The 24,915-nt window shown below is 68.9% G+C and carries 29 protein-coding genes and 1 tRNA gene; 10 read left to right on the top strand and 20 right to left on the bottom strand.

The features are described 5' to 3' along the window. Positions 1 to 7: 7 nt before the first annotated feature. Complete coding sequence (locus tag ACIPY8_RS16510; RefSeq protein WP_400820499.1) at positions 8 to 1,012, bottom strand: DMT family transporter; 1,005 nt, start codon at positions 1,010 to 1,012, stop codon at positions 8 to 10. A gap of 61 nt (positions 1,013 to 1,073) precedes the next feature. Here ACIPY8_RS16510 and def point away from each other — a divergent pair, with 61 nt between their 5' ends. Continuing rightward, entirely contained in the window at positions 1,074 to 1,640 is a 567-nt protein-coding gene (gene def / locus ACIPY8_RS16505; RefSeq protein ID WP_400820497.1) for a peptide deformylase, read from the top strand. Between the two features lie 118 nt (positions 1,641 to 1,758). Next, the gene (locus ACIPY8_RS16500; RefSeq protein ID WP_400820494.1) at positions 1,759 to 2,274 is read left to right on the top strand and encodes a hypothetical protein; all 516 of its coding nucleotides are present in this window, start codon (positions 1,759 to 1,761) and stop codon (positions 2,272 to 2,274) included. Between the two features lie 123 nt (positions 2,275 to 2,397). Here ACIPY8_RS16500 and ACIPY8_RS16495 read toward each other — a convergent pair. From ACIPY8_RS16495 to dusB, 5 genes are all read right to left on the bottom strand, one after another. Then, positions 2,398 to 2,473, bottom strand: a tRNA-Asn gene (locus ACIPY8_RS16495). 96 nt (positions 2,474 to 2,569) lie between these two features. Then, positions 2,570 to 3,343 (bottom strand): ATP-binding cassette domain-containing protein, encoded by a 774-nt coding sequence (locus ACIPY8_RS16490; RefSeq protein WP_400820492.1) that lies wholly within the window; start codon positions 3,341 to 3,343, stop codon positions 2,570 to 2,572. Between the two features lie 36 nt (positions 3,344 to 3,379). Beyond that, entirely contained in the window at positions 3,380 to 5,248 is a 1,869-nt protein-coding gene (dnaG, locus tag ACIPY8_RS16485) for a DNA primase (protein WP_400820489.1), read from the bottom strand. Next, a complete protein-coding gene (locus ACIPY8_RS16480; protein ID WP_400820487.1) occupies positions 5,248 to 6,633 on the bottom strand; it encodes a deoxyguanosinetriphosphate triphosphohydrolase in 1,386 nt (461 codons plus the stop codon). The genes dnaG and ACIPY8_RS16480 overlap by 1 nt, the downstream gene beginning before the upstream one ends. Continuing rightward, positions 6,623 to 7,777, bottom strand: a complete 1,155-nt coding sequence (gene dusB, locus ACIPY8_RS16475; protein WP_400820485.1) for a tRNA dihydrouridine synthase DusB — start codon at positions 7,775 to 7,777, stop codon at positions 6,623 to 6,625. Before dusB ends, ACIPY8_RS16480 begins: the two co-directional genes overlap by 11 nt. A gap of 59 nt (positions 7,778 to 7,836) precedes the next feature. Here dusB and ACIPY8_RS16470 point away from each other — a divergent pair, with 59 nt between their 5' ends. Then, entirely contained in the window at positions 7,837 to 8,328 is a 492-nt protein-coding gene (locus tag ACIPY8_RS16470; protein ID WP_400820483.1) for a glutathione peroxidase, read from the top strand. 20 nt (positions 8,329 to 8,348) lie between these two features. Beyond that, positions 8,349 to 9,119 (top strand): phosphotransferase, encoded by a 771-nt coding sequence (locus ACIPY8_RS16465; RefSeq protein WP_400820481.1) that lies wholly within the window; start codon positions 8,349 to 8,351, stop codon positions 9,117 to 9,119. Here ACIPY8_RS16465 and ACIPY8_RS16460 read toward each other — a convergent pair. Then, a complete protein-coding gene (locus ACIPY8_RS16460) occupies positions 9,088 to 9,468 on the bottom strand; it encodes a hypothetical protein (RefSeq protein ID WP_400820479.1) in 381 nt (126 codons plus the stop codon). The genes ACIPY8_RS16465 and ACIPY8_RS16460 overlap by 32 nt on opposite strands. 124 nt (positions 9,469 to 9,592) lie before the next feature. Continuing rightward, positions 9,593 to 10,279, bottom strand: a complete 687-nt coding sequence (locus ACIPY8_RS16455; protein ID WP_400820477.1) for a DsbA family protein — start codon at positions 10,277 to 10,279, stop codon at positions 9,593 to 9,595. A 54-nt stretch (positions 10,280 to 10,333) separates the two neighbouring features. On the opposite strand from ACIPY8_RS16455, the gene ACIPY8_RS16450 reads away from it, so the two are divergent. Further along, entirely contained in the window at positions 10,334 to 10,945 is a 612-nt protein-coding gene (locus tag ACIPY8_RS16450; protein WP_400820475.1) for an AAA family ATPase, read from the top strand. On the opposite strand, the gene ACIPY8_RS16445 is transcribed toward ACIPY8_RS16450, so the two are convergent. Further along, positions 10,885 to 11,688, bottom strand: a complete 804-nt coding sequence (locus ACIPY8_RS16445; RefSeq protein WP_400820472.1) for an isoprenyl transferase — start codon at positions 11,686 to 11,688, stop codon at positions 10,885 to 10,887. The genes ACIPY8_RS16450 and ACIPY8_RS16445 overlap by 61 nt on opposite strands. After that, positions 11,685 to 12,428: a DNA repair protein RecO gene (gene recO, locus ACIPY8_RS16440; RefSeq protein ID WP_400820469.1), complete on the bottom strand. Its 744-nt coding sequence runs from the start codon at positions 12,426 to 12,428 to the stop codon at positions 11,685 to 11,687. The genes ACIPY8_RS16445 and recO overlap by 4 nt, the downstream gene beginning before the upstream one ends. Before the next feature lie 34 nt (positions 12,429 to 12,462). Between recO and ACIPY8_RS16435 the strand changes: the two genes are divergently transcribed. Further along, positions 12,463 to 13,158 carry a trimeric intracellular cation channel family protein gene (locus ACIPY8_RS16435; RefSeq protein ID WP_400820467.1) on the top strand — a complete coding sequence of 232 codons (696 nt, stop codon included), beginning with the start codon at positions 12,463 to 12,465 and terminating at the stop codon, positions 13,156 to 13,158. Between the two features lie 113 nt (positions 13,159 to 13,271). Here ACIPY8_RS16435 and leuA read toward each other — a convergent pair whose 3' ends face one another. After that, positions 13,272 to 15,026, bottom strand: coding sequence for a 2-isopropylmalate synthase (leuA, locus tag ACIPY8_RS16430; protein ID WP_400820465.1), 1,755 nt, complete (start codon positions 15,024 to 15,026; stop codon positions 13,272 to 13,274). 196 nt (positions 15,027 to 15,222) lie between these two features. Here leuA and ACIPY8_RS16425 point away from each other — a divergent pair, with 196 nt between their 5' ends. From ACIPY8_RS16425 to ACIPY8_RS16410, 4 genes are read left to right on the top strand one after another with little or no spacing between them, the layout of a single operon-like run. Then, complete coding sequence (locus ACIPY8_RS16425; protein ID WP_400820463.1) at positions 15,223 to 15,690, top strand: hypothetical protein; 468 nt, start codon at positions 15,223 to 15,225, stop codon at positions 15,688 to 15,690. A gap of 30 nt (positions 15,691 to 15,720) precedes the next feature. Further along, entirely contained in the window at positions 15,721 to 15,858 is a 138-nt protein-coding gene (locus ACIPY8_RS16420) for a hypothetical protein (RefSeq protein WP_400820461.1), read from the top strand. 57 nt (positions 15,859 to 15,915) lie between these two features. After that, entirely contained in the window at positions 15,916 to 16,413 is a 498-nt protein-coding gene (locus ACIPY8_RS16415; RefSeq protein ID WP_400820459.1) for a hypothetical protein, read from the top strand. 40 nt (positions 16,414 to 16,453) lie between these two features. Further along, positions 16,454 to 16,819 carry a bleomycin resistance protein gene (locus ACIPY8_RS16410; RefSeq protein WP_400820456.1) on the top strand — a complete coding sequence of 122 codons (366 nt, stop codon included), beginning with the start codon at positions 16,454 to 16,456 and terminating at the stop codon, positions 16,817 to 16,819. Here ACIPY8_RS16410 and ACIPY8_RS16405 read toward each other — a convergent pair whose 3' ends face one another. The 9 genes from ACIPY8_RS16405 to hrcA form a co-directional block, all read right to left on the bottom strand. Further along, positions 16,820 to 17,758 (bottom strand): NADP-dependent oxidoreductase, encoded by a 939-nt coding sequence (locus ACIPY8_RS16405; protein ID WP_400820454.1) that lies wholly within the window; start codon positions 17,756 to 17,758, stop codon positions 16,820 to 16,822. A gap of 1 nt (position 17,759) precedes the next feature. Further along, positions 17,760 to 18,656, bottom strand: a complete 897-nt coding sequence (gene era, locus ACIPY8_RS16400) for a GTPase Era (protein WP_400820451.1) — start codon at positions 18,654 to 18,656, stop codon at positions 17,760 to 17,762. Next, positions 18,649 to 19,941 (bottom strand): hemolysin family protein, encoded by a 1,293-nt coding sequence (locus ACIPY8_RS16395; RefSeq protein ID WP_400820449.1) that lies wholly within the window; start codon positions 19,939 to 19,941, stop codon positions 18,649 to 18,651. Before ACIPY8_RS16395 ends, era begins: the two co-directional genes overlap by 8 nt. Further along, positions 19,938 to 20,396, bottom strand: coding sequence for an rRNA maturation RNase YbeY (gene ybeY / locus ACIPY8_RS16390; RefSeq protein ID WP_017202321.1), 459 nt, complete (start codon positions 20,394 to 20,396; stop codon positions 19,938 to 19,940). Before ybeY ends, ACIPY8_RS16395 begins: the two co-directional genes overlap by 4 nt. 37 nt (positions 20,397 to 20,433) lie before the next feature. Beyond that, complete coding sequence (locus ACIPY8_RS16385; protein WP_400820965.1) at positions 20,434 to 21,459, bottom strand: PhoH family protein; 1,026 nt, start codon at positions 21,457 to 21,459, stop codon at positions 20,434 to 20,436. A gap of 61 nt (positions 21,460 to 21,520) precedes the next feature. Then, positions 21,521 to 21,868 (bottom strand): HIT domain-containing protein, encoded by a 348-nt coding sequence (locus ACIPY8_RS16380; RefSeq protein WP_363370565.1) that lies wholly within the window; start codon positions 21,866 to 21,868, stop codon positions 21,521 to 21,523. A gap of 44 nt (positions 21,869 to 21,912) precedes the next feature. After that, on the bottom strand, positions 21,913 to 22,641 hold the full coding sequence (locus ACIPY8_RS16375; RefSeq protein WP_400820445.1) for a 16S rRNA (uracil(1498)-N(3))-methyltransferase: 729 nt from the start codon (positions 22,639 to 22,641) through the stop codon (positions 21,913 to 21,915). A 13-nt stretch (positions 22,642 to 22,654) separates the two neighbouring features. After that, positions 22,655 to 23,770 carry a molecular chaperone DnaJ gene (gene dnaJ / locus ACIPY8_RS16370; RefSeq protein WP_400820442.1) on the bottom strand — a complete coding sequence of 372 codons (1,116 nt, stop codon included), beginning with the start codon at positions 23,768 to 23,770 and terminating at the stop codon, positions 22,655 to 22,657. A gap of 35 nt (positions 23,771 to 23,805) precedes the next feature. Next, positions 23,806 to 24,837 carry a heat-inducible transcriptional repressor HrcA gene (gene hrcA / locus ACIPY8_RS16365; RefSeq protein ID WP_400820440.1) on the bottom strand — a complete coding sequence of 344 codons (1,032 nt, stop codon included), beginning with the start codon at positions 24,835 to 24,837 and terminating at the stop codon, positions 23,806 to 23,808. Positions 24,838 to 24,915: the final 78 nt, after the last annotated feature.

The following is a 24,915-nucleotide window of genomic DNA, read 5'->3' as shown; positions in this document are numbered from 1 at the left end:
CAGACGATCAGGGCCGGTCGTCGGTCGATGCCGGCTGTTCCGGCGTGCCCGTGCCGTCGCTCCCCCGGACGATCGGGAGCTCCTGGCTCTCGCTGAGCACCTGTGGGTGATAGCGCGCGAGTCCGACGACACCCCAGACCGCGATCGCGCCGGCGACACCGAAGATGACGAGCACCCACGGCGGTGCGGCCGCAGCCTCGCCGAGCACGACCATGCCGATGAGCACGGCGATCAGCGGGTCCACGACCGTGAGGCCGGCGATCACGAGGTCGGGCGGACCCGAACTGTACGCGGTCTGCACGAAGTACGCGCCGACCGCGCCGGCCGCGACCAGAGCGATCACGCAGACGAGCGTGATCCACTCGAAGTTGCCCGCCTCGATGCGGTTGATCACGGCCTTGGCGAGCGTGGCGACGAAACCGTAGAGGATGCCGGCGCCGATCACGTAGAACAGCGCGCGCATGCGGTGGCGCAGGACGAGCCAGCAGGCGCCCAGCACGATGATGACGACCAGGAGGATGGCGAGGATCGTGAAGAGCTCGCTGTCGCCGATCTTCTTCTCGGTCGCGAAGAGCGCCGCGAAGGAGACGAAGAGGAAGATGCCGCCGACGCAGCACACGATCGCGGTGATCGACTGCCGGGTCGGGGAGTGACCGGAGATCCGCGCATTGAGCAGGGTCGTGATGACGAGGGCGATCGCGCCGAGCGGCTGCACGACGATCAGCGGCGCCTGGGAGAGCGCGGCGAGCTGGCAGACGATAGCGAGACCGAGCATCAGGGTCCCGACCAGCCACGACGGGCGGGTGAGGAGCGCCTTGAGCTGTCCGCCGCTGAGGCCGCTCGTGCCCTCGGCGCCGCTGAGCCGCTCGACCTTCTCCACACCGCGGTGCTGATACTGCGCGCCCAGAGACATGAACACGGCCCCGGCGAGGGCGAGCGGGATGCCGAGGAGCAGTTTGGGGTTCTGGAAGACACCGACCAGCTGGTCGGTGATGTCCTCAGCCCCAGTCATCCACACCGCAATGCTCACATCACGACCCTACCCGCCGATCCGCGCCGAGTAGGGTTATGGCGTGGCTGTACTTCCGATTCGCATCATGGGCGACCCCGTCCTGCACTCCCCCGCCTCGCCCGTCGAGGAGATCACCGAGGAGATCCGCATCCTCGTCGCGGACATGTTCGAGACGATGGACACGGCACCGGGCGTCGGCCTCGCGGCACCGCAGGTCGGCGTCCCGCTGCGCATCTACACGTACACCTACGTCGACGACGACGAGCAGCCGTGGCGCGGCGTGCTCATCAACCCCGAGCTGTGGATGGTGCCGCTCGAGCCCGGCGCCCCCGACGACGACCTCGAGTCCGAGGGATGCCTCTCCTTCCCCGGTGAACGGTTCGCGCTGCGCCGTTCCGAACGCGTGCGCGTGACCGGCACGGATCTGGACGGACGGCCGGTGGAGATCGCGGTCGACGGCTGGCGGGCGCGCATCATGCAGCACGAGTTCGATCACCTCGACGGCATCCTCTACGTCGACCGCCTCTCGGACGGCGACTGGAAGACCGTGCAGAAGATCGCGAGGAAGCGTGGGTGGGGACGCCCGGGCGCGAGCTGGATGCCCGGCGTCGACGACCTCGAGGGCTGACCTCATTCCCAGCTGGAGCACAGGCTCCTTGGAGTTGCATCACAGACTCCGACCCGGATAGCGTCTTCCGGGGGGATATATCGATATCTCCCACCAAGACGTTCTGGGAGGGAAAATCATGATGAAACTGCGCACGCGACGCGCACTCGCGCTCACCGGCACCGCCGTGGCGTTCTCGGTCGCTCTGACCGGTTGCAGCGCGCTGAACGGCATCCTGGGCGGGGGCTCGGGCGATGCGGACCGCGACGAAGAGACCGGCCAGGTCACCGAGAGCGCGAACATCGACATCTTCTCGCTCAAGGTCGGCGACTGCACGATGGACAGCCCCACGGGTCTGCTCGAGGACATCGACGTCGTGCCGTGCGGCGAGCCGCACGACCAGGAGGTCTACTACGAGATCACGATGCCCGACGGCGAGTTCTCGGAGACCGACATCGACGCCGCATCGCAGGAGTGCATCGGCGACGCCTACACGAGCTTCGTCGGCATCGGCTACCAGGACTCCGCTCTGGACGTGACGACCATCACGCCGACGAAGGACACCTGGGACCAGTACAACGACCGCGTCATCCAGTGCATCATCTTCGACTCGGCCGGTCAGACCACGGGTTCGCTCGCGGGCACCGCGCGCTGATCCCACGGTCGACGCAGCGAGGGCCACGCCGATCGGCGTGGCCCTCTCTGCGTCGATGGGCATCTGCGCGAAAACGCCCTGAGAAAGGGAAAACCCCTGACTCTCCAGGAGAATCAGGGGTATTGGCTCCCCGGCTTGGACTCGAACCAAGAACCTGCCGGTTAACAGCCGGCTGCTCTGCCAATTGAGCTACCGAGGAATGTGCTCCGCTGCGCGGGCAACTCGTCAATCCTAGCAAACTCCGGAGCGTGCTCGTGACACGGGCCGCACATCGGGCGTGTCGACGTCGCACGCGTCAGCGCTGAGAATCCGCCTCGGCGTTCGGCGCCCACAGCAGGTCCTTGCCCACACCGCGGGCGACCACGTGCCCGCCGCGGAGCATGAGCGTCTCGGCGTTCAGCTCGCGGATGAAGTCGGCGTCGTTCGTGACCAGGAGGGCGCCCATCCCCTGCTCCTTGCGGCGACGGGTGATCGCGTCGAACACGACGGGGCGCACCTCGAGGTCGAGGTTCGCGAGGATCTCGTCGGCGATCAGCACGCGGGGCTCGAGCACGAAAGACCGGGCGATCGCGACACGCTGCCGCATGCCCGCGCTGAGCTCGTAGGGGAACTTGGCCGCCGTGCCGAGCGGGAGGTGCAGCTCGTCGAGCAGCGTCGCCACGCGGATCGACAGCGCCTTCGAGTTGACGCGCTTCTCGCGGATGAGGATCGGCTCGGCGATGACCTCGTTGACAGTGAGCTGTGGCGGCAGGTCGGCGCCCGCCCCCTGCGGCACGAACCCCGTGCGATACGTCAGAAGACGGTGACGGCGGCCCGGGCGACGGATGTCGACACCGCACACCTGGGCGTTTCCTCCGACGACGCGCACGGACGGGTCGGTCGATCCGGCCAGAGCGGCCACGAGCGTCGACTTTCCCGATCCGGTGGGGCCGGCCACGCAGATCAGGTCTCCCGGCGGGAGCGCGAACGTCACGCCGTCGATCGCGCGCGTGGGTCCGCTGTGGCCGATGCGATCGATCACCAGGTCGGAGCATTCGATCGCATGGGTCGATTCGGGCCGAGAGGACATGTCTCCATCCTGCCCTGCGGGCAGGGACCCGGGCCGTTACGACTCGGCGAACCGCTGCCGTTCCACGTCGATGTCACGCAGTCGCATGCGGAGCGCGCGTCCGCCGTCGGAGTCGGCGGGCACGCGCTGCACGGCTCCCAGGAGCTCCTGCTTCTCGTGCTCGAGGCCGCGCATGATCAGCCGCCGGGAGAGGTCCGTGGCCGAGACGACCGCGCCCTCCTCGTCCCTCGCGGGGAACGGGGTCATCAGCAACTCCCCCGCGAGGGAGCGGTACGGCTCGCGCACGGAGTTGACGGCGTCGGTGACCCAGCCGGCCCTCGTGCGGTCCGGTGCCGCCGCGACGGCCTCGCGCACCGCGTCGAGACCCGGCGTGCGGAACGGCGCACCGAGCGCGCGAGAGACGAGGGCTTGATCCAGCCGGTGTCCGTACTGCATCACGCCCATCAGCGCATCTCGCTCGACGCCGACGTCCGGATTGCGGGGAAGGCTCGCGAGCGTGACGGGTGCGAAGCCCGATCCGCCCTGCACCGACTCGACGGCGACCGGCTCGTGCCGGTTCGTCTCCGTCCTGGTCGACGACGATGCGCTGCGCGCCGCACGCTCGACCTCGCCGTGCACCTCGGTGGGATCCATGCCGAGTCGACGAGCGAGGACGCGCTCGTATCCGGGGCGCAGCAGGCGGTCGCGGATCTCGGCGACGATCGGGGCTGCGGCGCGCAGGGCGCCCACCCGTCCCTCGACCGTGGAGAGGTCGAAGCCGCCGAGCTTGCGGTCGATCGCGAACTCGAACATGGGCTGCTTGGAGTCCATGAGCGAACGGACCGCGGCGTCGCCGCGCTGCAGCCGCAGGTCGCACGGGTCGAGTCCGTCCGGTGCCACGGCCACGAACGTCTGGGCGTTGAACCGGTCGTCCTCGGTGAAGGCACGCAGCGCGGCCTTCTGCCCCGCCTCATCGCCGTCGAACGTGAACACGACCTCGCCCGAGGCGTTGTCGTCGCCCATCACGCGGCGCAGGACCTTGATGTGGTCGGTGCCGAACGCCGTGCCGCACGTCGCGATCGCGGTGGTGAGTCCTGCGAGGTGACAGGCCATGACGTCGGTGTACCCCTCGACCACGACCACGCGACGAGGATCGCCGCGCGAGATGTCGCGCTTGGCGAGGTCGAGCCCGTACAGGACCTGGGCCTTCTTGTAGATCGGCGTCTCGGGGGTGTTGAGGTACTTCGGCCCCTGGTCGTCGTCGAAGAGCTTTCGGGCGCCGAAGCCGATCGTCTGGCCGGAGACGTCGCGGATCGGCCACACCAGGCGTCCGCGGAAACGGTCGTACACGCCGCGCTGCCCCTGCGACACGAGCCCCGACGTCAGAAGCTCCTCACGGGTGAACCCCTGCGCGGTCAGCGCCTTGAGCATCCCGTCCCATCCGCGCGGGGCGAACCCCACACCGAAGTGCGCGGCGGCTCCGGCGTCGAAACCCCGTTCGCCGAGGAACCGGCGTCCCGCCTCGGCATCCGGCGTCAGCAGCTGCGCGCGGAAGAACTCCGCCGCCGCGGTGTTGGCCGCGTACAGGCGGCTGCGCCCGCTGGTCTCCGGAGCCGCCCCTCCGTCTTCGTAGTGCAAGGTGTAGCCGATGCGGCCGGCGAGTCGTTCCACCGCCTCCGTGAAGCTCACGTGGTCCATCTCGCGGAGGAACGAGTACACGTCGCCGGACTCCCCGCAGCCGAAGCAGTGGTAGTACCCGACCTGCGGGCGCACGTGGAAGCTCGGGCTCTTCTCGTCGTGGAACGGACAGAGGCCCTTGAGCGACCCCACTCCCGCGGACTTCAGCGCGACGCGCTCCCCCACGATGTCGGCGATGTTGGTGCGGGCCTTCACCTCGTCGACGTCGGCCTGCCGGATGCGGGGCATCAGCGTGCGCCTTCGATGACTGCCGCGGGAGGCGTGTGCACGCGGGCGCCGGGGCGTGCGTGACGCGGCGTCCAGATGCCCACCTCGGCGGGGTCGATCTCTCCCACGAGACGGTTGTGCCAGTCGATCGCGCTCTGGTCGGTGAGACTCGCGATCTGGTCGACGATCACACGGGCGCGTTCGGCGTCCGACGTCGCGGCGAGGAAGTCTGCGGAGAACGCCGGCTCGAGGACGTCGACTCCTGCCGACCACAGCGCGTCAGTGGACCACAGCGCGTCGGCGAGCCGCGTGAGCACTCGGCGCTGCTCCTTGTAGACGCCCTTGCGCGCTTCGATCGTCACGATCGCCTGGCCCATGATGCCCTTGAGCACGGCGATCTCGGCTTCGACCACGCGCGGCACCACGACGTGCGCGTTGTAGCGGGTGAGCACCGCCCCGGGGTACGCGTCGCGCGTCGCGGACACTGCGGCGCGGGCGAAACGGCCGATCAGGTCGCTCGTGAGGTTCTTGAGATTCGCGAGGTCACGACGGGAGCGGTCGAACGAGGTGAGCCACATCGGCTGCGACGACAGCCGGTACAGGGCGTCGGCGAGCTCGTCGCGGGTGAAGTCGTAGCCGACCCACTGCTGGATGCGGTCGATCAGGGCCTCGTGAGCGCGGGGATCGGAGAGCTGGGCGACGTCGACGTACCCGTTGACGATCGCATCCTCGAAGTCGTGCACCGAGTACCCGATGTCGTCGGACAGGTCCATGATCTCGGCCTCGATGCACCGCAGGCGCTTGGTCGCCCCTTCGCGCATCCAGCGGAAGACCGCCTCGTCGTCGGGGTACACGCCGAACTTGAGACGTCCGCCCGGATCGGGGACGGGGCTGTCCACGGTCCAGGGGTACTTGCAGGTGGCGTCGAGACTCGCGCGCGTGAGGTTGAGTCCTACCGAGTGGCCGTCGTCGTCGATCGCCTTGGCCTCGAGTCGGGTGAGGATGCGCAGCGACTGCGCGTTGCCCTCGAACCCGCCGATGGGCTCGGCCCATTCGTTGAGCGCCCGCTCGCCGTTGTGTCCGAAGGGCGGGTGACCGAGGTCGTGGCTCAGACAGGCCGTGTCGACCACGTCCGCGGAGACGCCGAGCGCCGTCGCCAGTTCACGGCCGACCTGGGCGACCTCGAGCGAGTGCGTCAGTCGATTGCGGGCGAAGTCCGCCGTGCTCGCCGGGCTCAGCACCTGCGTCTTGGCGGCGAGGCGGCGCAGCGCCGCGGAATGCAGGACCCGAGCACGGTCGCGTGCGAAGTCGTCGCGCTCGGATCGGTGGGTCTCCGCGAAGAAGCGCTCCGCGTCCCGCTGGTCGTAGCCGTCGGACCGTACCGATCCCCGGCCCTCAACCGCCACTGTTCTCGATCTCCGCACCTCGCATCATCTCGGATGCCGACGCCGCGAGCTCGCGCGACTCCAGCCACTTGTCCGGCAGCGCAGGACGCTTGGGTCGACCGGAGCGGCCGCGCTGTCCTTCGGCATCCGCACCAGGATAGGGGGCCGAGTGGTCGAGCTGTCCGAGCAGGTCGTCGATCTCCTGCAGGCTGGACGCCGTCGCGAGGCCGGTGCGGATGTCGCCGCCGACCGGATAGCCCTTGAAGTACCAGGCGACGTGCTTGCGGACGTCGCGGCAGCCGCGATCCTCGTCCTCGAAGAACTCGACGAGCAGCTCGGCGTGGCGCTTGAACGCGGCCGCGACGAACCCGAGAGTGGCGTCGACGGTCTTGCCCTCCCCGCCGAACGCGTTCGCGAGCTCGCCGAACAGCCAGGGGCGTCCGAGGCAGCCGCGCCCGACGACCACGCCGTCGCAGTCGGTCTGCGCCATCATGCGCACGGCGTCGTCCGCCGACCAGATGTCGCCGTTGCCGAGCACGGGGATGCTGGTCACGGCCTGCTTGAGCTCGCCGATCGCGTTCCAGTCCGCGAAGCCCGAGTAGAACTCGCTCGCGGTGCGGGCGTGCAGTGCGACGGCTGCGGCTCCGGCGTCCTCGGCCGCGCGACCGGCGTCGAGGAACGTCAGGTGGTCGGGGTCGATGCCCTTGCGCATCTTGACCGTGAGCGGGATGTCGCCCGCGGCCTTCACGGCCTGCGTGACGATGTCGGCGAAGAGCGACGACTTCCACGGCAGGGCCGCGCCGCCGCCCTTGCGCGTGACCTTGGGAACGGGGCAGCCGAAGTTGAGGTCGATGTGGTCGGCGTGGTCCTCGGCGACGATGATGCGCACGGCATCCGCGATCGTCTTCGGGTCGACGCCGTACAACTGGATCGACCGTGGGGTCTCCGACTCGTGATGGCGGATCAGGCGCATGGTGGTCTCGTTGCGTTCGACGAGCGCCCGCGACGTGATCATCTCGCTCACGTACAGCCCGGCACCGTACTCGCGACAGAGTCGACGGAAGGCCGTGTTCGTGATCCCCGCCATGGGCGCGAGGACGACGGGGACGTCGAGCGCGATCGGGCCGATGCGGAGAGTGGGAACGGGGGCGGTTGCGACAGTCATGACCCCTCCATTCTCCCAGACACGGAGCCCGGAGTGGCGCATCGACCTAAGCTGTGAACATGACCGATCCCGCAGTGCGTTCCATCCCCTTCCTCGACGCCGACGGCAACGAGAAGACGCTCGATGATCTGGGCGAGGTCGTGCTCGTCGTGAACGTCGCGTCGAAGTGCGGACTCACCCCGCAGTACGAGCAGCTCGAGGAGCTGCAGCGCCTGTACGGCGACCGCGGGTTCAGCGTGGTCGGCTTCCCCTGCAACCAGTTCTTCGGCCAGGAGCCGGGGTCGATGGAGCAGATCCTCGACTTCTGCTCGACCACCTACGGCGTGACGTTCCCGATCAACGACAAGGTCAAGGTGAACGGGCGGAGCGCCGCCGACCTCTACAAGGCGCTCAAGAAGACCGAGGACGCCGGCGGCAAGGCCGGCCGCGTCGAGTGGAACTTCGAGAAGTTCCTCGTGCTGCCGGACGGCGACGTGATCCGCTTCCGCCCGAAGCAGAAGCCTGACGCCCCCGAGATCGTCGGGGCGATCGAAGCCGCTCTCACGCGCTGAGCATCCGCCGTACGGAGCGCGTGCACGACGACGAGGAGCTCTCCGGCGGCAACGCCGGCGGCGAAGTGCGCCGAGTCGGCGGGACCGTCCGCAAGGCGTGGAGCGACTCGACGCCGAGCGTGCACGCCTTCGTCCGCGCACTGCGCGACCGCGGCATCGACGCCCCGGAGCCGCTCGGGCGCGACGATCAGGGGCGCCAGATCCTCGAGTTCGTCCCCGGTGTCCTCGCGCTCGACGCCCAGCGCCTGACGTCCGCCGAGCTGCATCGCGCAGGTGCGCTGGTGCGCGCGATCCACGACACCGCCTCGCAGTTCACCCCGGCAGCGGATGCCGTGTGGGAGACGGCGATCCCGGCACCGGGAGCGGACCTGATCTGCCACAACGATCTCGCCCCGTGGAACCTCCTCACGGGCGAGCGATGGGTGTTCATCGACTGGGACGCCGCGGCACCGAGCACACGCCTGTGGGACCTCGCGTATGCCGCGCAGGCTTTCACGCTGTCGCGGGTGCACGACGCCCCGGCCGTCGCCGCCGCCGACTTGCGCGCCTTCGTCGACGGATACGCTGCGGACGACGAGCTGCGTTCACAGCTCCCCGATGCCATGCGGGACCGCGCCACAGCGATGCTCGACCTGCTGCGCTCCTCGCACGAGATCGGGCGCGAGCCCTGGTCATCGATGTACGTCGACGGCCATGGCGCACACTGGTCGGCCGCCGTCGACTACGTCGCGGCCCACCGTGATGTCTGGCTTGACGCCCTCACGGCGCAGTGGTCGGAGAGCACTCGGTGAGGAGGCCATCGAAGTCCCGCTTCGTCGCACGGGCACCGATTCGATCCGTGTAGTCCTCGACGTTCAGCACCGCCACGGCGAGCTGAGTCTGTTCTCCGCACGATGCGACGATGATCCACCGATCGTTCGTGCCGCCGCCCGCAGTCCCGTAGCGGGGCTCCTTGTCGACCACGGGCAGACTCACGTCATAGACGACATAGGCCGTGTCCGCGGGTAGCGACTCTTCGAGCTGTTGGATCGTCGATCCCACCCATGAGCCGATCGGTGTCGCGTCCTCGACATCGCTCGAACACCCCGCCAGGCACCCGGCGAGCACCACTAGCGCGATGGACGCGCGGGTCGATCTCATGCCAGCCCTCGCTCCGCCCGTCCACGGGATGGAGGATCACACCCCGCAGGACGCTAACACCGCGCGCAGATGAAGGCGACGTGCGACCGATATAGATCAGTCGTGCGATCGGTGCGGCCAGCAGTCAGGCGGAGGCGACCTCGGGCTCGACGTCGCCGCGCTTGGCCCACAGGTCGCGCAGAACGTTCTCGAACGCCGCGGGCGGCTGGGCGCCGCTGATGCCGTACTGACCGTCGATCACGAAGAACGGGACGCCCTGGATGCCGTAGGCCTGAGCCTGCGCCTGGTCCTGGCGGACGTCCTGCAGGTGACGCGAGGACTCGAGCGCCTCACGCGCCTCCTCCGCATCCAATCCCACCTCGACCGCGAGCTCGACGAGGTCGTCGACGCGGCCGACGTGCTTGCCCTCGGTGAAGTACGCGGACATGAGCCGCTCCTCCATCTCGTGCTGCAGGTCGTTCGCCTTCGCGAAGTGCAGGAGCTCGTGCGCCTTGACCGTGTTGGTGTGCTGCAGGAGGTCGAAGCGGTACTGCAGGCCGGCGTTCTCGGCCACGCCGGTGACGTGCGACAGCATCTGCTCGACCTGCTCGCGGGGCATGCCCTTGTGGCCGGCGAGGAAGTCGATCTCGTCGCCGTCGAAGTCGACGGGGGTGTCAGGTGAGAGCTCGAACGAGTGGAAGGTGATGTTCACCTGAGGCACATCGTCATCGCCGGCGACGGCTTCCAGGCCCTTCTCGAGGTTGCGCTTGCCGATGTAGCACCACGGGCAGGCGATGTCGGACCAGATGTCGATGGAGATGGCGTCAGTCACACTGTCATCCAACCCCATCCTCGTCCGGCCTATTCCGCTCGGTAGGATTCTCGGATGCTCTCCGCCGACGACCCGCTCCCCCGCGTGCCCGAACGCGTGCTGGTCGCGGGCGTCACCGGCTCAGGCAAGACGACGCTCTCGCGTCGCATCGCCGCGCTCTGGAACCTGCGCCACACCGAGATCGACGGACTGTTCCACGGCGAGAACTGGACACCGCGGCCGACGTTCCTCGACGATGTACGCGCGTTCGCCGCCGAAGACCGCTGGGTCACCGAATGGCAGTACACGAGCAAGGGCACCGACCTCATCCTCACGCCGCGGGCACATCTGGTGATCTGGCTCGACTATCCGTTCCGCGTCGTGCGCTCACGCCTGCTGCGACGAACCGTGAGCCGAAGCATCCTGCGTACGAAGATGTGGAACGGCAACGTCGAGAAGCCGATCTGGCGCATGTTCCAGGGCGACCCCGAGGAGAACATCCTCGCCTGGCAGACGAAGACGATCCACAAGTGGACCGAGCGGATGCCGGTGGCCGAGGTCGAGTTCCCGCACCTGACGATCGTGCGGCTGCGGCATCCGCGCGAGACCGAGCGGTGGCTGCGGGCTCAGGCCGAGGCGTCGGGCGTGTCGATCGCTCCGCCGAAGCGTCGGTCGCGCGACAGGTAGATGCCGATCGCGCGCCACAGCTCCTCACGGGAGAAGTCCGGCCACAGGGTGTCGAGGAACACCATCTCGGCGTACGCCGACTCCCACAGCAGGAAGTTCGAGGTGCGCTGCTCCCCCGAGCTCCGCAGGAACAGGTCGACGTCCGGCATGTCGGGCACGTAGAGGTGCCGGCGGATCATCTTCTCGGTGATCGCGTTCGGCTTGATGCGTCCGGCGGCGACCTCGGAGGCGATCGAGCGCATGGCGTCGACGAGCTCGACGCGTCCGCCGTAGTTCACGCACATCGTGAGCGTCAGTCCGGTGTTCTTCTTCGTGAGCTCTTCCGCCCGCTGCAGCTCGGTGATCACGCTGCCCCAGAGACGCGGCTTGCGACCGGCCCACCGGATGCGCACGTTCCACTCGTTGAGCTGGTCGCGGCGACGGTGCAGCACGTCGCGGTTGTAGCCCATGAGGAAGCGGACCTCCTCGGGCGAGCGCGCCCAGTTCTCGGTCGAGAACGCGTACACCGACAGGTGCTTCACACCCGCCTGGATCGCTCCGGCGACGACGTCGAGGAGCACCTCCTCGCCCGCTTTGTGGCCCTCGATGCGGTTGAGTCCGCGCCGGTTGGCCCAGCGGCCGTTGCCGTCCATCACGATCGCGACGTGCTCGGGCACGGCCGGGAAGGCCGGCGGATGCACGCCGGTCCAGTCGAGCGGGCGGTAGGCCACGGCATCCTTGTGCGTGTACGGCTTGGGACTCACCGTGCTCCTTCTCGGGGGTCGTGCTGCACGTGCGCGAGCGAGCGGATGCCGCGCTCGAGGTGCCACTGGACGTAGGCCGCGATCAGGCCGGAGGCCGCAGAGGTGTCGGCGACGGATGCCGCGTCGATCACGTCCCACTCTCCCGCCATGAGCGAGCGCAGCAGTTGAAGCGTGCGGTCGGCGATACGGGGGCTTCCCGCGGGGGCGTCGTCACCGCAGACGAGTCCTCCCAGCTGCGCGACGAAGGTCGTGTGCGGGCCCGGCGCCGCGCAGCGGGCGCAGTCGCCGAGCGAGGGCGCCCAGCCCGACAGCGCCATCACGCGCAGGAGGTAGGAGTCGAGGATGCTGCGCGGCTCGTGCTCTCCGCGCGACAGCGCTCGCAGCCCGCCCACGAGAAGGAGGTACTGCTCGGGCGTGGCCTCCGAGTCGCTGAGGCGGTCGGCCGTCTCGACCATCGCGCTCGCGGAGGTGAAGCGGTCGTAGTGCGAGGCGATGTCGGCGCCGTACGCGCCGAGAGACTCGGCCTGCTGCACGATGTCGAGCGACCGACCCTGATACAGCTGCACGTCGGCGACCATGAAGGGCTCGAGCCGCGAGCCGAACTTCGACGACGTGCGACGCACACCCTTCGCGACCGCTCGCACCTTGCCGTGACGCCTCGACAGCATCGTGACGATGCGATCGGCCTCACCCAGCTTGTGGGTGCGCAGGATCACTGCTTCGTCTCGATAGGTGGGCACCCCTCGATTATCCTCCGTGCGCGACAATGGACGGGTGACCGAACCGCTCTTCATCATTCCGTTCTGGGCGGATCTCCTCGGCGTGGGACTCGGCGGAGTCCAGGGAGCGCTGTTCGCCTCGGGCTTCCAGGGCCAGCGTCGACTCGACTGGCTGGGCGTGGCGATCATCGGGATCATGATCGGGATGGGCGGCGGTCTCATCCGCGACATCCTGCTCGGCCAGACCCCCGCGACCCTGCAGAACCAGTGGTATCTCGTCACCGCGACCGGTGCAGCGCTGTTCGGGATGCTGCTCGCCGGGCTCTTCACCCGGCTGAACAAGGTCATCGTCGGGCTGGACGCCATCGTGATCGGGATGTTCGGCGCCTTCGGGACGAGCAAGGCCCTCGCGCTCGGCATCCCCGAGGTGCCCGCGGTGTTCATCGGCGTCTGCGCGGCCGTCGGCGGCAGCGTGCTGCGCGACATGCTCATGGGCCTCCCGACCGCCATCATGCACGTCGGGTCGCTCTACGCGGTGGCGGCCGGCGGAGGATCGGCGTTCATCGTGATCGCACACGCCCTCGGGATGGGAATCCCCCTCGCCGCCGTGATCGGCATCGCCGTGACCGCCGTGATCCGCGTGCTCGCCGTGAGCTTCGACGTGTCACTGCCGGAACAGCGCCGCCTCTACCGTCGCAAGGTGGCCGCCGAGACCGGCGTCATCCCGATCGTCAAGCCCGGTCTCGACTGAGCGCCGCGGCGCGTTTCGTCTCGTCGTTGCGCTCCTCGCTCAACGACCGAAGGAGAACCCTCCGGTCGTTGAGCGAGCGAAGCGAGACGAAACGCGCTGCGACCCGTCGGACGTCAGACCGCGGCGAGCTCGTTCTGGCGCGTGCGGATCGAGCGGTTCACACCCGAGACGATCGCCTTGAGCGACGCGGTCGAGATGTCGCCGTCGATGCCGACGCCCCACAGGCGCTGGTCACCGATCTGCAGTTCGACGTAAGCCGCGGCCTGCGCGTCGCCGCCCGAGCTGAGGGCGTGCTCGACGTAGTCGTACAGCGTGATGTCGAAGCCCTGCGCACGGAGCACCTCGATGAACGCCGCGATGGGGCCGTTGCCCGAACCCGTGACCGCGAGCTGCTGCTCGTCGTCCCGCAGCGTGACATCGAGCTCCACGTCGCCGGACATGTCGCTGCGGGTCTGCGTCGCCAGCAGCTCGAAGCGTCCCCACTTGGCCTCGGAGTCGGCCGCGGGCAGGTACTCGTCGTTGAACACCGACCAGATCTGCTCGCTCGTGACCTCGCCGCCCTCGGCATCCGTCTTCGCCTGCACGACGCCGGAGAACTCGATCTGCAGCTTGCGGGGCAGGTCGATCGCGTGGTCGGCCTTGAGCAGGTAGGCGACGCCGCCCTTGCCCGACTGCGAGTTCACGCGGATCACGGCCTCGTACGAGCGGCCGAGGTCCTTCGGGTCGACCGGCAGGTACGGCACGGCCCACTCGATCTCGTCGACCGTGACGCCCTTCGCCTCGGCCGTGACGGCCATGGCCTCGAAGCCCTTTTTGATCGCGTCCTGGTGCGAGCCGCTGAACGCGGTGAAGACGAGATCGCCGGCCCAGGGGCTGCGCTCGGGCACGGGCAGCTGGTTGCAGTACTCGACGGTGCGCTTGACCTGGTCGATGTCGCTGAAGTCGATCTGCGGGTCGATGCCCTGCGTGAACATGTTGATGCCCAATGCGACGAGGTCGACGTTGCCGGTGCGCTCGCCGTTGCCGAACAGGCATCCCTCGATGCGGTCCGCTCCGGCCATGTAACCGAGCTCGGCCGCCGCGATCGCCGTGCCGCGGTCGTTGTGCGGGTGCAGCGACAGGATGACGTTCTCGCGGTGCGCGAGGTGGCGGCTCATCCACTCGATCGAGTCGGCGTAGACGTTGGGCGACGCCATCTCGACCGTCGCGGGCAGGTTGATGATGACCTTGCGGTCGGGCGTCGGCTCGAAGACCTCGATCACCTGGTTGCAGATGTCGACGGCGAACTCGAGCTCGGTGCCGGTGTAGCTCTCGGGCGAGTACTCGTAGTACACCTGCGTGTCGGGGATCGTCTTCTCGAAGGTCCGGCACAGTCGCGCGCCCTCGAGCGCGATGTCGATGATGCCCTGCTTGTCGGTGCGGAACACGACCTCGCGCTGCAGCACGCTCGTCGAGTTGTAGAGGTGCACGATCGCCTGCTTCGCGCCGGCGATCGCCTCATAGGTGCGCTTGATCAGATGCTCGCGCGCCTGCGTCAGAACCTGGATCGTGACGTCGTCCGGGATCAGGCCCTCTTCGATGAGTTGACGCACGAAGTCGAAGTCCGTCTGGCTCGCGGACGGGAAGCCGACCTCGATCTCCTTGTAGCCCATGCTGACGAGCAGCTCGAACATGACGCGCTTGCGCTCGGGCGACATGGGGTCGATCAGTGCCTGGTTGCCGTCGCGGAGGTCGACCGCGCACCAGCGGGGTGCCTCGGTGATGCGGGCATCGGGCCAGGTGCGGTCGGCCAGGTCCACCGAGATCTGCTCGTGGAACGGCCGGTACTTGTGGACCGGCATCGCCGACGGGCGCTGAGTGTTCTTCATGAGGGGCTTCTTCTCTCGTCAGGAATGTGTTCGGGCCAACACGAGCGCCGCGACGAGGGAGGCCCTAGCTCTCAGGACTCGTCGCGGCAGCTAAGAAGAAGCAGACCGCCGAAAGGCATGCGGCCATGGTAGCAGGATGCTCGAAGCGGTACGACCGGGGTCTGAGACGATCACGGGTCGCTCGACACTCTCTGTCATGAGCATCACGCAGCGTCGCCTGTCTCTCGCCGCCGGTCTGATGGCGGGCCTCCTCGCCCTTTCGGCGTGCGCGGCCGGTCCCGGATCGTCGCCTCCGACGAGCACGGCGTCACCCTCCGGGGAGACGACCGAGGTCGCGCCGCCCGACGGCCGGGTGATCGGCGTCGGTACCGTGATCGACAGCGCCGGGGACGTGCGGCTGTGCCTCGGCGCGATCATGGAGTCGTATCCGCCGCAGTGCCACGGCATCCCCATCGACGGGTGGACCTGGGACGGTCTCGACGGGAACGAATCGAGCGGCGAGACGACCTGGGGTGCGTATGCCGTCTACGGCACATACGACGGCGAGCGGTTCGCCGTGACCGACCCGCCGATCATGCTCGCGTTGTTCGATCCGGTCGCTCCGGAGGATCCGACGGGCGGCGTCGACGGGACGACTCCGGCGGCCGACCTCACACGGATATAGGACGAGATCGCGCGCACCAGTGGCGAGCGGTTGCTGACGGTCGGCGTCCGGGACGGCTACGTGCGCGTGGTGGTGCCGTGGGACGACGGCTCGCTGCAGACGAGCATGGACGCGGCGTACGGCGAAGGCGTCGTGATCGTCGACTCCGCACTGCGCGAGGTCGACTGAGGCGTGTCGGAGCCTGTGTCATCATTTCCTCATGCGAGACGCGACGAGTGAGTCCGGATGACGGGCGGGTTCCTCTTCGGCGGGTTCACCGTCGCGATCGGTCTCACGTTCGTCGTCTTCTCGCGCCAGCTGGCGGACATCCTCGTCGCCGGGAACTACGTGGTCAGCCCCCATCGCGGAGCGGTGGTGAATGCCTCAGCACGGCCGTGGTCGACGCGGCTTCTCGGCGCGATCTTCGTGGCGTTCGGAGTGTCCTTCGTCGTCTCCGCCGCGCTGACGCAGAAGGACGGCAACAGGGGAACCCAGACCGGGGAGTTCTTCTTACTGCTGTTCCCCGCCGCGTTCCTGGCACTGGTCGCATCGGTCATCCTCCTGGCACGGCACCGCCTCACACGGCTGGCGGCGCGGCGGCTGACAGATCACGCCGGCGAAATCTACCTGCCCTCCGAGGTCGACGGAGTCGCGCGAATGCTTGTCCTCGTGGTTTCCGGATGGTGCTTCGTGGTTGCAGCGCTCCTGTGCACGGCGGCAGTCGTGCTCACGGCGCCGCTCTGAGGCGTGTCGGCGCGGAGGGTCGGATGGCTAGGCTTCCGGCATGACCGATCATGCGGTGCCGAATCTCCCGTCCCGTGACTTCGAGGTGACGATCGCCTTCTACGGCGGTTTCGGATTCGTGCCGACGTACCGGGACGAGGGGTGGTTGATCCTCCGGCGAGGAGAGCTCGAGCTGGAGTTCTTCGAGTACCCGGACCTCGTGCCCGAGAAGAGCGACTCCATGTGCAGCATCCGGGTCGACGACGTCGACGAACTGTACCGGCAGATCAGCGCGACCGGGGTCGTGGAGAAGCCCGTGGGCCGTCCCCGACTGCATCCCGTGCGTGACCAGCCGTGGGGTCAGCGAGCGGGATTCCTCATCGACCCCGACGGGACGCAGTTGCACTTGATCGAGAACGACTCCTAGCTAGGGGATCAGCGCGACCTTGCCGCCGGGATGCCCGCCGAGCACGAGGTCGAGCGCGGCGGGCGCCTCCTCCAGCGGGAAGGTCCTGGCCACCGGGACCACGAGATGCCTCTGCGCCGCGAGATCCACCAGCTCGCCGCGGATGTCGTCGCGGAATCGCGCGCTCGCGGGCATCGACCCGGCGATCGCGATGATCCCCTCCGCCTCGGCCCGTCCGAACGCTGCGATCGTGACGGTGCGCCGGCGATCCGACACGAGCGCGAGCGACGCGTCGATCGCCTCGTCCGTGCCGACGGCATCCAGGGCCGCAGCGATCGGGGCTTCGGAGGCGGCGGTGACACGCTCGACCAGCCCCGGACCGTAGAGCACCGGGATGCCGCCGAACGAGCGCACCACGTCGGCCCGCTCCTCGCTCGCGGTGCCGATCACCCGGATGCCGCTCAACCGCGCCTGCTGGAGGACGCTCACGCCCACAGCGCCCGAGGCGCCGTGCAGAAGGATCGTCTCCCCCGCGGCAGCTCCCGTGACCGCGAGCATCTCGGCCGCGGTCGTCCCGGCGAGCAGGAGGTTGGCGGCCTCGGGGTGCGTCAACGCCGCCGGCTTGTGGAACGCCTTCTCGGCGGGGAACGTGAGCGCCGTCGCATACCCGCCCTGCACGCGGAACGCGAGCACCTCGTCGCCGATCGCGACGGCACCCGAGCCGATGCTCGTGTCCGGACCGATGGCGACGACCTCGCCGGAGACCTCATAGCCGATCGCGACGGGCAGTTCGACCCCCGGTCGCGCCGAGGCGACGTGCTTCGCGTCCGCGGGATTCACGCCGGCTGCACGGATTCGAACCGTGATCTCGCCATACCCGGGTGCCGGAACCTCGACGTCCTCGAACCGCCAGGTCTCGGGCGACCCCCACGTGGGCGCGATCCACTGCCGGGCGTGCATGTCAGAACCCGAGTCGACCGAGCTGCTTGGGATCGCGCTGCCATTCCTTCGCGACCTTGACGTGCAGTCCGAGGAACACGCGGGTCCCGAGCAGCTCCTCGATGCCCGATCGGGCCCGCGCTCCCACGTCTCGCAGACGGCTGCCCTTGTGCCCGATGATGATCGCCTTCTGGCTGTCGCGCTCGACCACGATCGAGGCGTGCACGTCGGTGAGGTCGCTGTCCTCGCGCCGGGCGATGTCGTCGACGACCACGGCGATCGAATGCGGCAGCTCGTCGCGCACGCCGTGCAGCGCCGCCTCGCGGATCATCTCGGCGATGCGGTCCTCGACGGACTCGTCGGTCTTCACGTCCTCCGGGTACAGCGCGGGACCCTTCGGCATGAGCGTGAGGATCTCGTCCGTGAGCACCTCGAGCTGGTCGCGGGTCAGTGCGGACAGCGGGATGACCGCCGCCCAGTCCTCGCGCAGCGCGTCGGCCTCCATGAGACGCTCGGTGATCTCGTCGCGCGAGGCGGCGTCCGTCTTCGTCACGATCGCGATCTTCTTCGCCCGCGGGTAGCCGTCGAGCGAGGCGGCGATCCTGCGATCGCCCGGCCCCACCTTCTCCGTCGCGGGCACGCAGAAGCCGATCACATCGACGTCGCCGAGCACCTGCTCCACGAGGTCGTTGAGTCGCTCGCCCAGGAGAGTGCGCGGCTTGTGGATGCCGGGGGTGTCGACGATCACGAGCTGACCGTCCGGGCGGTTGACGATCCCGCGGATCGCACGACGCGTGGTCTGCGGCTTCTCGCTCGTGATGGCGATCTTCTCGCCGACGAGGGCGTTGGTCAGTGTCGACTTGCCGACGTTGGGGCGCCCGACGAAGGTCACGAACCCGCTCCGCGTGTGCTCAGTCATCGTTCCGCTCCCTGTCGTGGTCTGGTGTCTGCTCGGGTGCCGCCCGTTCGACGAACACGGTCGCGATGCCGCGCCCCCGGCCGCGCGAGGCGCCTCCCGTGAGCGCGAGACCGTGCACCGCGGCGGTGGATCCCGGTTGCGGCACCTGTCCGAGGGTCTTGCCGAGGAGTCCGCCGATGGAGTCGACGTCCTCGTCCTCGAGCTCGAGGCCGAACAGGTCGCCCACGTCCTCCAAGGACAGCCGCGAGCTGACGCGGTACTTGCCCTCGCCGAGCTCGACGACCTCCGCCGACACCTGATCGTACTCGTCCGCGATCTCGCCGACGAGCTCCTCGATGAGGTCCTCCAGCGTGACGAGGCCGGAGATGCCGCCGTGCTCGTCGATCACCAGGCACACGTGCACCGCGTCGCGCTTCATCTGCTGCAGCAGCGTCTCGGCGCGCATCGACTCCGGGACGAACGTGGCCGGACGCGAGATCGGACGGATGGATGCCGCGCGCCAGGCGTTCTCGTCGCGATACGCGAACTGCACGAGATCCTTGAGGTAAAGCACTCCCACGACGTCGTCGGCCTCGTCGTCGACCACCGGCATGCGCGAGACGCCGCGCTGCAGGAACAACGTCATGGCCTCGTCCGTCGTCGCCGTCGCGTCGACCGTGACCATCTCGGTGCGCGGCACCATCACGGCGCGCACGAACTGATCGGTGAAGTCGAACACCGAATGGATGAGGTCGCGGTCGTCGGCCTCGATGAGGTCGTTCGAGGCGGCTTCGTCGACCATGCTCAGCAGCTGCTCCTCCGAGGTGAAGGAGCTGCGGCCGCCGCCCGGAGTGACCTTGTTGCCGAGCAGCACGAGCCCCTGCGCGAGCGGCCCGAGGATGATGCGGAGGCCGCGGACGATGGGGGCGTTGGCCCGCAGCATCCCATCGGCGTGGTGGCGGCCGAAGGAGCGGGGGCTCGCTCCGACGAGCACGAAGGTGATGCCGGTCATGAGCACCGCCGCCGCGAGCATCGCGAGCCAGTTGTTCTCGATGAGGATCGTGAACGCGACGGTGACGAGCACGGCCGCGGTCACCTCGGCGAGCACGCGGATGAACGCGACGGAGTTGACGTGGGCGTCCGGATCGGCGGCGATGCGCGCGAGCTGGCGTGCGTTGCGTCCTTCGGCCGCCATCTCCTCGATGTCGGAACGCGAGGTGACTCCGAACGCCGCGTCGATCGCCGCCATGAGGCCGCCGAAGGCGACGAGCAGGACGGCTCCCGCCAGCAGGAGGGCCGCGGTCATCGTCGACGTTCAGCTGCGGCGAAGCCCTGGATGAGCTCCTTCTGCAGTCCGAACATCTCACGCTCCTCGTCGGGCTCGGCGTGGTCGAAGCCCAGGAGGTGCAGCAGACCGTGCGTCGTCAGCAGGATCAGCTCGTCCATGAGGGTGTGGCCTGCTGCCTGCGCCTGCGTCTCGGCGACCTGGGGGCACAGCACGATGTCGCCGAGGAGCCCCGGGGCCGTCGGACGGTCCTCCGTGCCGGGTCGGAGCTCGTCCATGGGGAAGCTCAGGACGTCTGTGGGTCCCGGCTCGTCCATCCACTGCACGTGCAGCGCCTCCATCGCGCCTTCGTCGACGAGGACGATGGCGACCTCGGCGTCGGGGCTCACGTGGAGCTGGGCGAGGTTGAAGTCGGTGAGGCGCTGCAGCACGGTCTCGTCGACGTCGATGGCCGACTCGTTGTTGATCTCGATCATGACTGTGCTCGTTTCCTCAGGGGCAGTGCTCGTGTCATCAGGAGATGCCTCGTTTCGGCATCCGGTCTCGGGGTCCCGGCCGCTGCGCACCGCGACGCTCGGCGCGGTTGGCGAACTCCGCCGCCTGCTCGCGCTCGTGCCTCTGCGCCGTGCGACGCTCGTCGTACTCGCTGTACGCATCGACGATGCGGCCGACGAGCGAGTGGCGCACGACGTCGTCGCTCGTGAGCCGGGAGAAGTGGATGTCGTCGATGCCGTCGAGCACCCGCGTGACCAGTCGGAGGCCCGAGGCACCCTGCGGCAGGTCCACCTGGGTGATGTCGCCCGTCACGACCATGCGCGTGCCGAAGCCGAGTCGCGTGAGGAACATCTTCATCTGTTCGGGCGTCGTGTTCTGCGCCTCGTCCAGCACCACGAACGAGTCGTTGAGCGTGCGTCCGCGCATGTAGGCGAGCGGGGCGACCTCGATCGTGCCCGTGGCCATGAGGCGCGGCACGATCTCGGGGTCCATCATCTCGTTGAGCGCGTCGTAGAGCGGTCGCAGATACGGGTCGATCTTGTCGGTCAGGGTGCCGGGCAGGAACCCGAGCCGCTCCCCCGCCTCCACGGCTGGACGCGTCAGGATGATCCGCGTGACCTCCTTGCGCTGCAGCGCCTGCACGGCCTTGGCCATCGCGAGGTAGGTCTTCCCGGTGCCGGCGGGACCGATGCCGAACACGATCGTGTTCTCCTCGATCGCGTCGACGTACTCCTTCTGCCCGAGCGTCTTCGGGCGGATGACCTTGCCGCGCGTCGACAGGATCGCCTCACCCAGCACCTCGCTGGGACGGGGGCCCCCGTCGGAGCGGAGCATGCGCGCCGAATTGGAGACGTCGCTGGGGGCGAGGTCGTGTCCGGCTCTCGTCATGGTGAGCAGTTCGTCGACGAGGGTCTTGGCCCGTGCCACCGCGTCCGCCGCGCCGCTGAGCGTGATCTCGTTGCCGCGCACCAGCACCTGGACGTCCGGGTGCTCCTTCTCGAGCATGCGGAGCAGACGGTCCTGCGGGCCGAGCAGCTGCACCATCGCGACGCCGTCGGCGTAGAACCGCTCGGTGACGTCGCCGTCGGTGGGGGTGTTGTCGTGGTCAGAAGCCAACGAGCTTGTTCTCCTCGATGTTGCCGAGCACATGGGCGTGCACGTGGAAGACGGATTGGGCGGCGCTCGCGCCGTTGTTGAAGATGAGGCGGTACTCGCCGTTCGCGTGCTCGGTCGCGAGCTGCTTCGCCGCGGCGACCATCTCGGCGAGCAGACCGGGGTCTCCGGCGGCGAGCTCCGTGACGTCGCGGTACTCCGCGGTCTTGGGGATCACGAGCGCGTGCAGCGGAGCCTGCGGGTCGATGTCCCGGATCGCGAACACCCGGCCGGTGTCCAGCAGGATCTCACCCGGGATGTCGCCGTCGAGGATGCGCGTGAAGATCGAGGGTTCGGACATGATCCCAGTCTACCGACCGTGCACGCACCAGGACGGGTGCGCCGTCACCAGCGTCCGAGTGCGACGGAGAGCACCGCCACGGCCGCCGGTCCTGCCGTCGACGTGCGCAGAACTGTGTCTCCGAGAAGCACGCGCTCGGCCCCCGCCTCGACCAGGGTCTCGATCTCGGGGTCGGAGATCCCACCCTCGGGGCCGACGACCAGCACGATGTCTCGACCGTCGGGCTCGATCTCGGAGAGCCGCACCGGAGCCGTCGGGTCGAGCAGCAGCACCCGCTGCGTGGCCGCGCGGGCGGCGAGGTCCTTCGTGGACACCGGCGATGCGACCTCGGGCACCCAGGACCGGTGCGCCTGCTTCGCGGCCTCGCGGACGATGGTCGCCCAGCGCTCACGCCCCCTGACGGCCTTGGGGCCTTCCCAGCGCGAGACGCTGCGACTCGCCTGCCAGGGCACGATCTCGTCGATGCCGAGCTCGCACGCTGCCTGCACCGCGAGCTCGTCGCGGTCGCCCTTCGCGAGCGCCTGCACGAGCACGAGCCGGGGGTGCGGCGCCGGATCGACCCGTCGGGCGGACACACGGACGTCCACCAGCGACGGCGACACCTGCTCGGCCGTGCCGGTCAGCCAGACGCCCGCGCCGTCGCCCACCGTGACGTCCTCGCCGACGCGGAGGCGTCGTACGACGGCGGCGTGCTTCGCCTCGGCGCCGGTGAGCGACACGACGTCGCCCACGACAGCGTCCGAGGAGCTCTCGACGAGGAAGTGCAGGGCCATGGCGTCCTCCGGGTCAGTGCGAGCGGAAGCGGTCGCGGAGCTTCGAGAAGAGGCCTTGCTGGAACTGGGCCAGCTGCGGCGCCGGCGCCTTGGTCTTCTTCGCGAAATCCTCGATCAGCGCGCGCTGAGCGGAGTCGATCTTGGTCGGGGTGAGCACCTGCACGCCGACGCGCAGGTCTCCGCGCTGGGTCCCGCGGAGCGGGGTGATCCCGCGTCCCTTGATCGTGAGGACGTCGCCGGACTGCACACCGGCGCGGATCTCGAGATCGACCTCGCCGTCCAGCCCCTGGATGGTGGTCTCCGTGCCGAGGATCGCGTCGGTCATCGCGACCTCGAGCGTCGCGAGCAGGTCGTCGCCGTCACGGCTGAACGCGGGGTGCGGGTTCACGGTCACCTCGACGTACAGGTCGCCGTTCGGGCCGCCGGCCTTCCCGACCTCGCCCGAGCCGGGGAGCTGCAGGCGCAGTCCTGTCTCGACGCCCGCCGGGATGTCGAGCGAGACCGTGCGCCGCGAGCGGACGCGTCCCTGTCCGCCGCAGGTGCCGCAGGGATAGGGGATGGTCGTGCCGTAGCCCTCGCACGTGCCGCAGGGCTGCGAGGTGACGACGTTGCCGAGAAGGCTGCGCACCTGGCGCTGGACGTGACCCGAGCCGCCGCAGATGTCGCAGGTGACGGGCGAGGTGCCCTCCTGACAGCACGAGCCGTTGCAGGTCTCGCACAGCACCGCGGTGTCGACCTCGATGTCGCGGTGGGCGCCGAACACGACGTCTCCGAGGTCGAGCGTGACGCGGACGAGCGCGTCCTGTCCGCGTTCGCGCCGAGACCGGGGGCGTGCCCCGCGTCCGCCCCCCTGCGCCGCACCGAAGAACGTCTCGAAGATGTCGCCGAACCCGCCGAAGCCCTGGAAGTTGCCCGACGCGCCGTCACCGCCGCCCATGTCGTAGCGGCGTCGCGAGTCGTCGTCGCTCAGCACGTCGTACGCGTGCGTGACGAGCTTGAACTTCTCCGCGGCCTCCTCCCCCGGATTCACGTCCGGGTGCAGCTGGCGCGCCAGTCGCCGGTACGCCTTCTTGATCTCGTCGGTGGAAGCGTCGCGCGAGACGCCCAGTACCTCGTAGTGGTCCGCCACAATGGCCCTTCTGCGTGTGTTCTCCGGCGCCCGCGTCAGCGGGACGCCTCGTCCTCGTCGAGCATCCGCGACAGGTAGCGGGCCACGGCCCGCGCCGCCGCGAGGTTGCTCGGATAGTCCATGCGCGTGGGGCCCATGACCCCGACGCGTGCCGTGCCGCTGCGCGCGGCGTAGTTGCTCGCGACGATCGACGCCTCGTCGAGCCCGAACGACGCGTTCTCCGCGCCGATGCTCGCCGCGAGGCCGTGCGCGTCCGCTTCCATCTCGCTCATCAGGCGGATGAGCGTCACCTGCTCCTCGATCGCCTCCAGGAGCGGATGGATGCTGCCGCGGAAGTCGTGCTCCCGTCGCGCGAGCGTGGCGGCGCCCGCCATCACGAGGCGCTCCTGCCGGAACGTCCCGAGCTCTTCGACGATCACGGTCGCCAGCGCGCGCAGCACGGCGTCGTGCGCATGCTCGTCGCCGTCCCTCAGCAGCCGGATCCGCTCGGCCGCATCGCTGACCGCCCGCCCGGTGAGGAGCGCCGACAGCCGAGCGCGGAGCAGACCCATGTCGGCCTCGTCGATGTCGGACGGCAGCTGTGCCATGCGCTGCGACACGCCGCCGGCGTCCGTCACGAGGACGATCAGCACACGGTTCGGGGCGAGGGCGACGAGCTCGATGTGCGTGAGCTGCGCGCGTGCGAAGGACGGGTACTGCGCGAGAGCGACCTGTCCCGTGAGCTGGGTGAGCACACGGACGGTGCGCGCCATGAGGTCGTCGAGGTCCGCGGGGTCCGTGAGGAAGGACTCGATCGCGGTGCGCTGCGCGACGGAGAGCGGTCGCAACTGTGCGAGGTGGTCGACGAACACGCGATAGCCCTTGTCGGTGGGCACGCGCCCCGACGAGGTGTGCGGCGCCGCGATGAGCTCTTCGTCCTCGAGCAGGGCCATGTCGTTGCGGATCGTCGCGGCCGACACGCCGAAGGAGTAGCGGTCGACGATGGATCGGCTGCCGACGGGCTCATGGGTCTCGACGTAGTCCTGCACGATCGCGCGGAGCACTTGGAGGCCTCGTTCGCTGACCATCGCATCTCCCCTCGCCTGGCACTCACCGACTTCGAGTGCCAATTCTACCCGCCGCAGCGGACGATGCGCGGAACGCCT

Source organism: Microbacterium sp. NPDC089696 (assembly GCF_044749125.1).
Lineage (GTDB): Bacteria > Actinomycetota > Actinomycetes > Actinomycetales > Microbacteriaceae > Microbacterium.
Note: the sequence above shows the minus strand (reverse complement) of the source record. Positions and strands in the feature narration are given on the sequence as shown.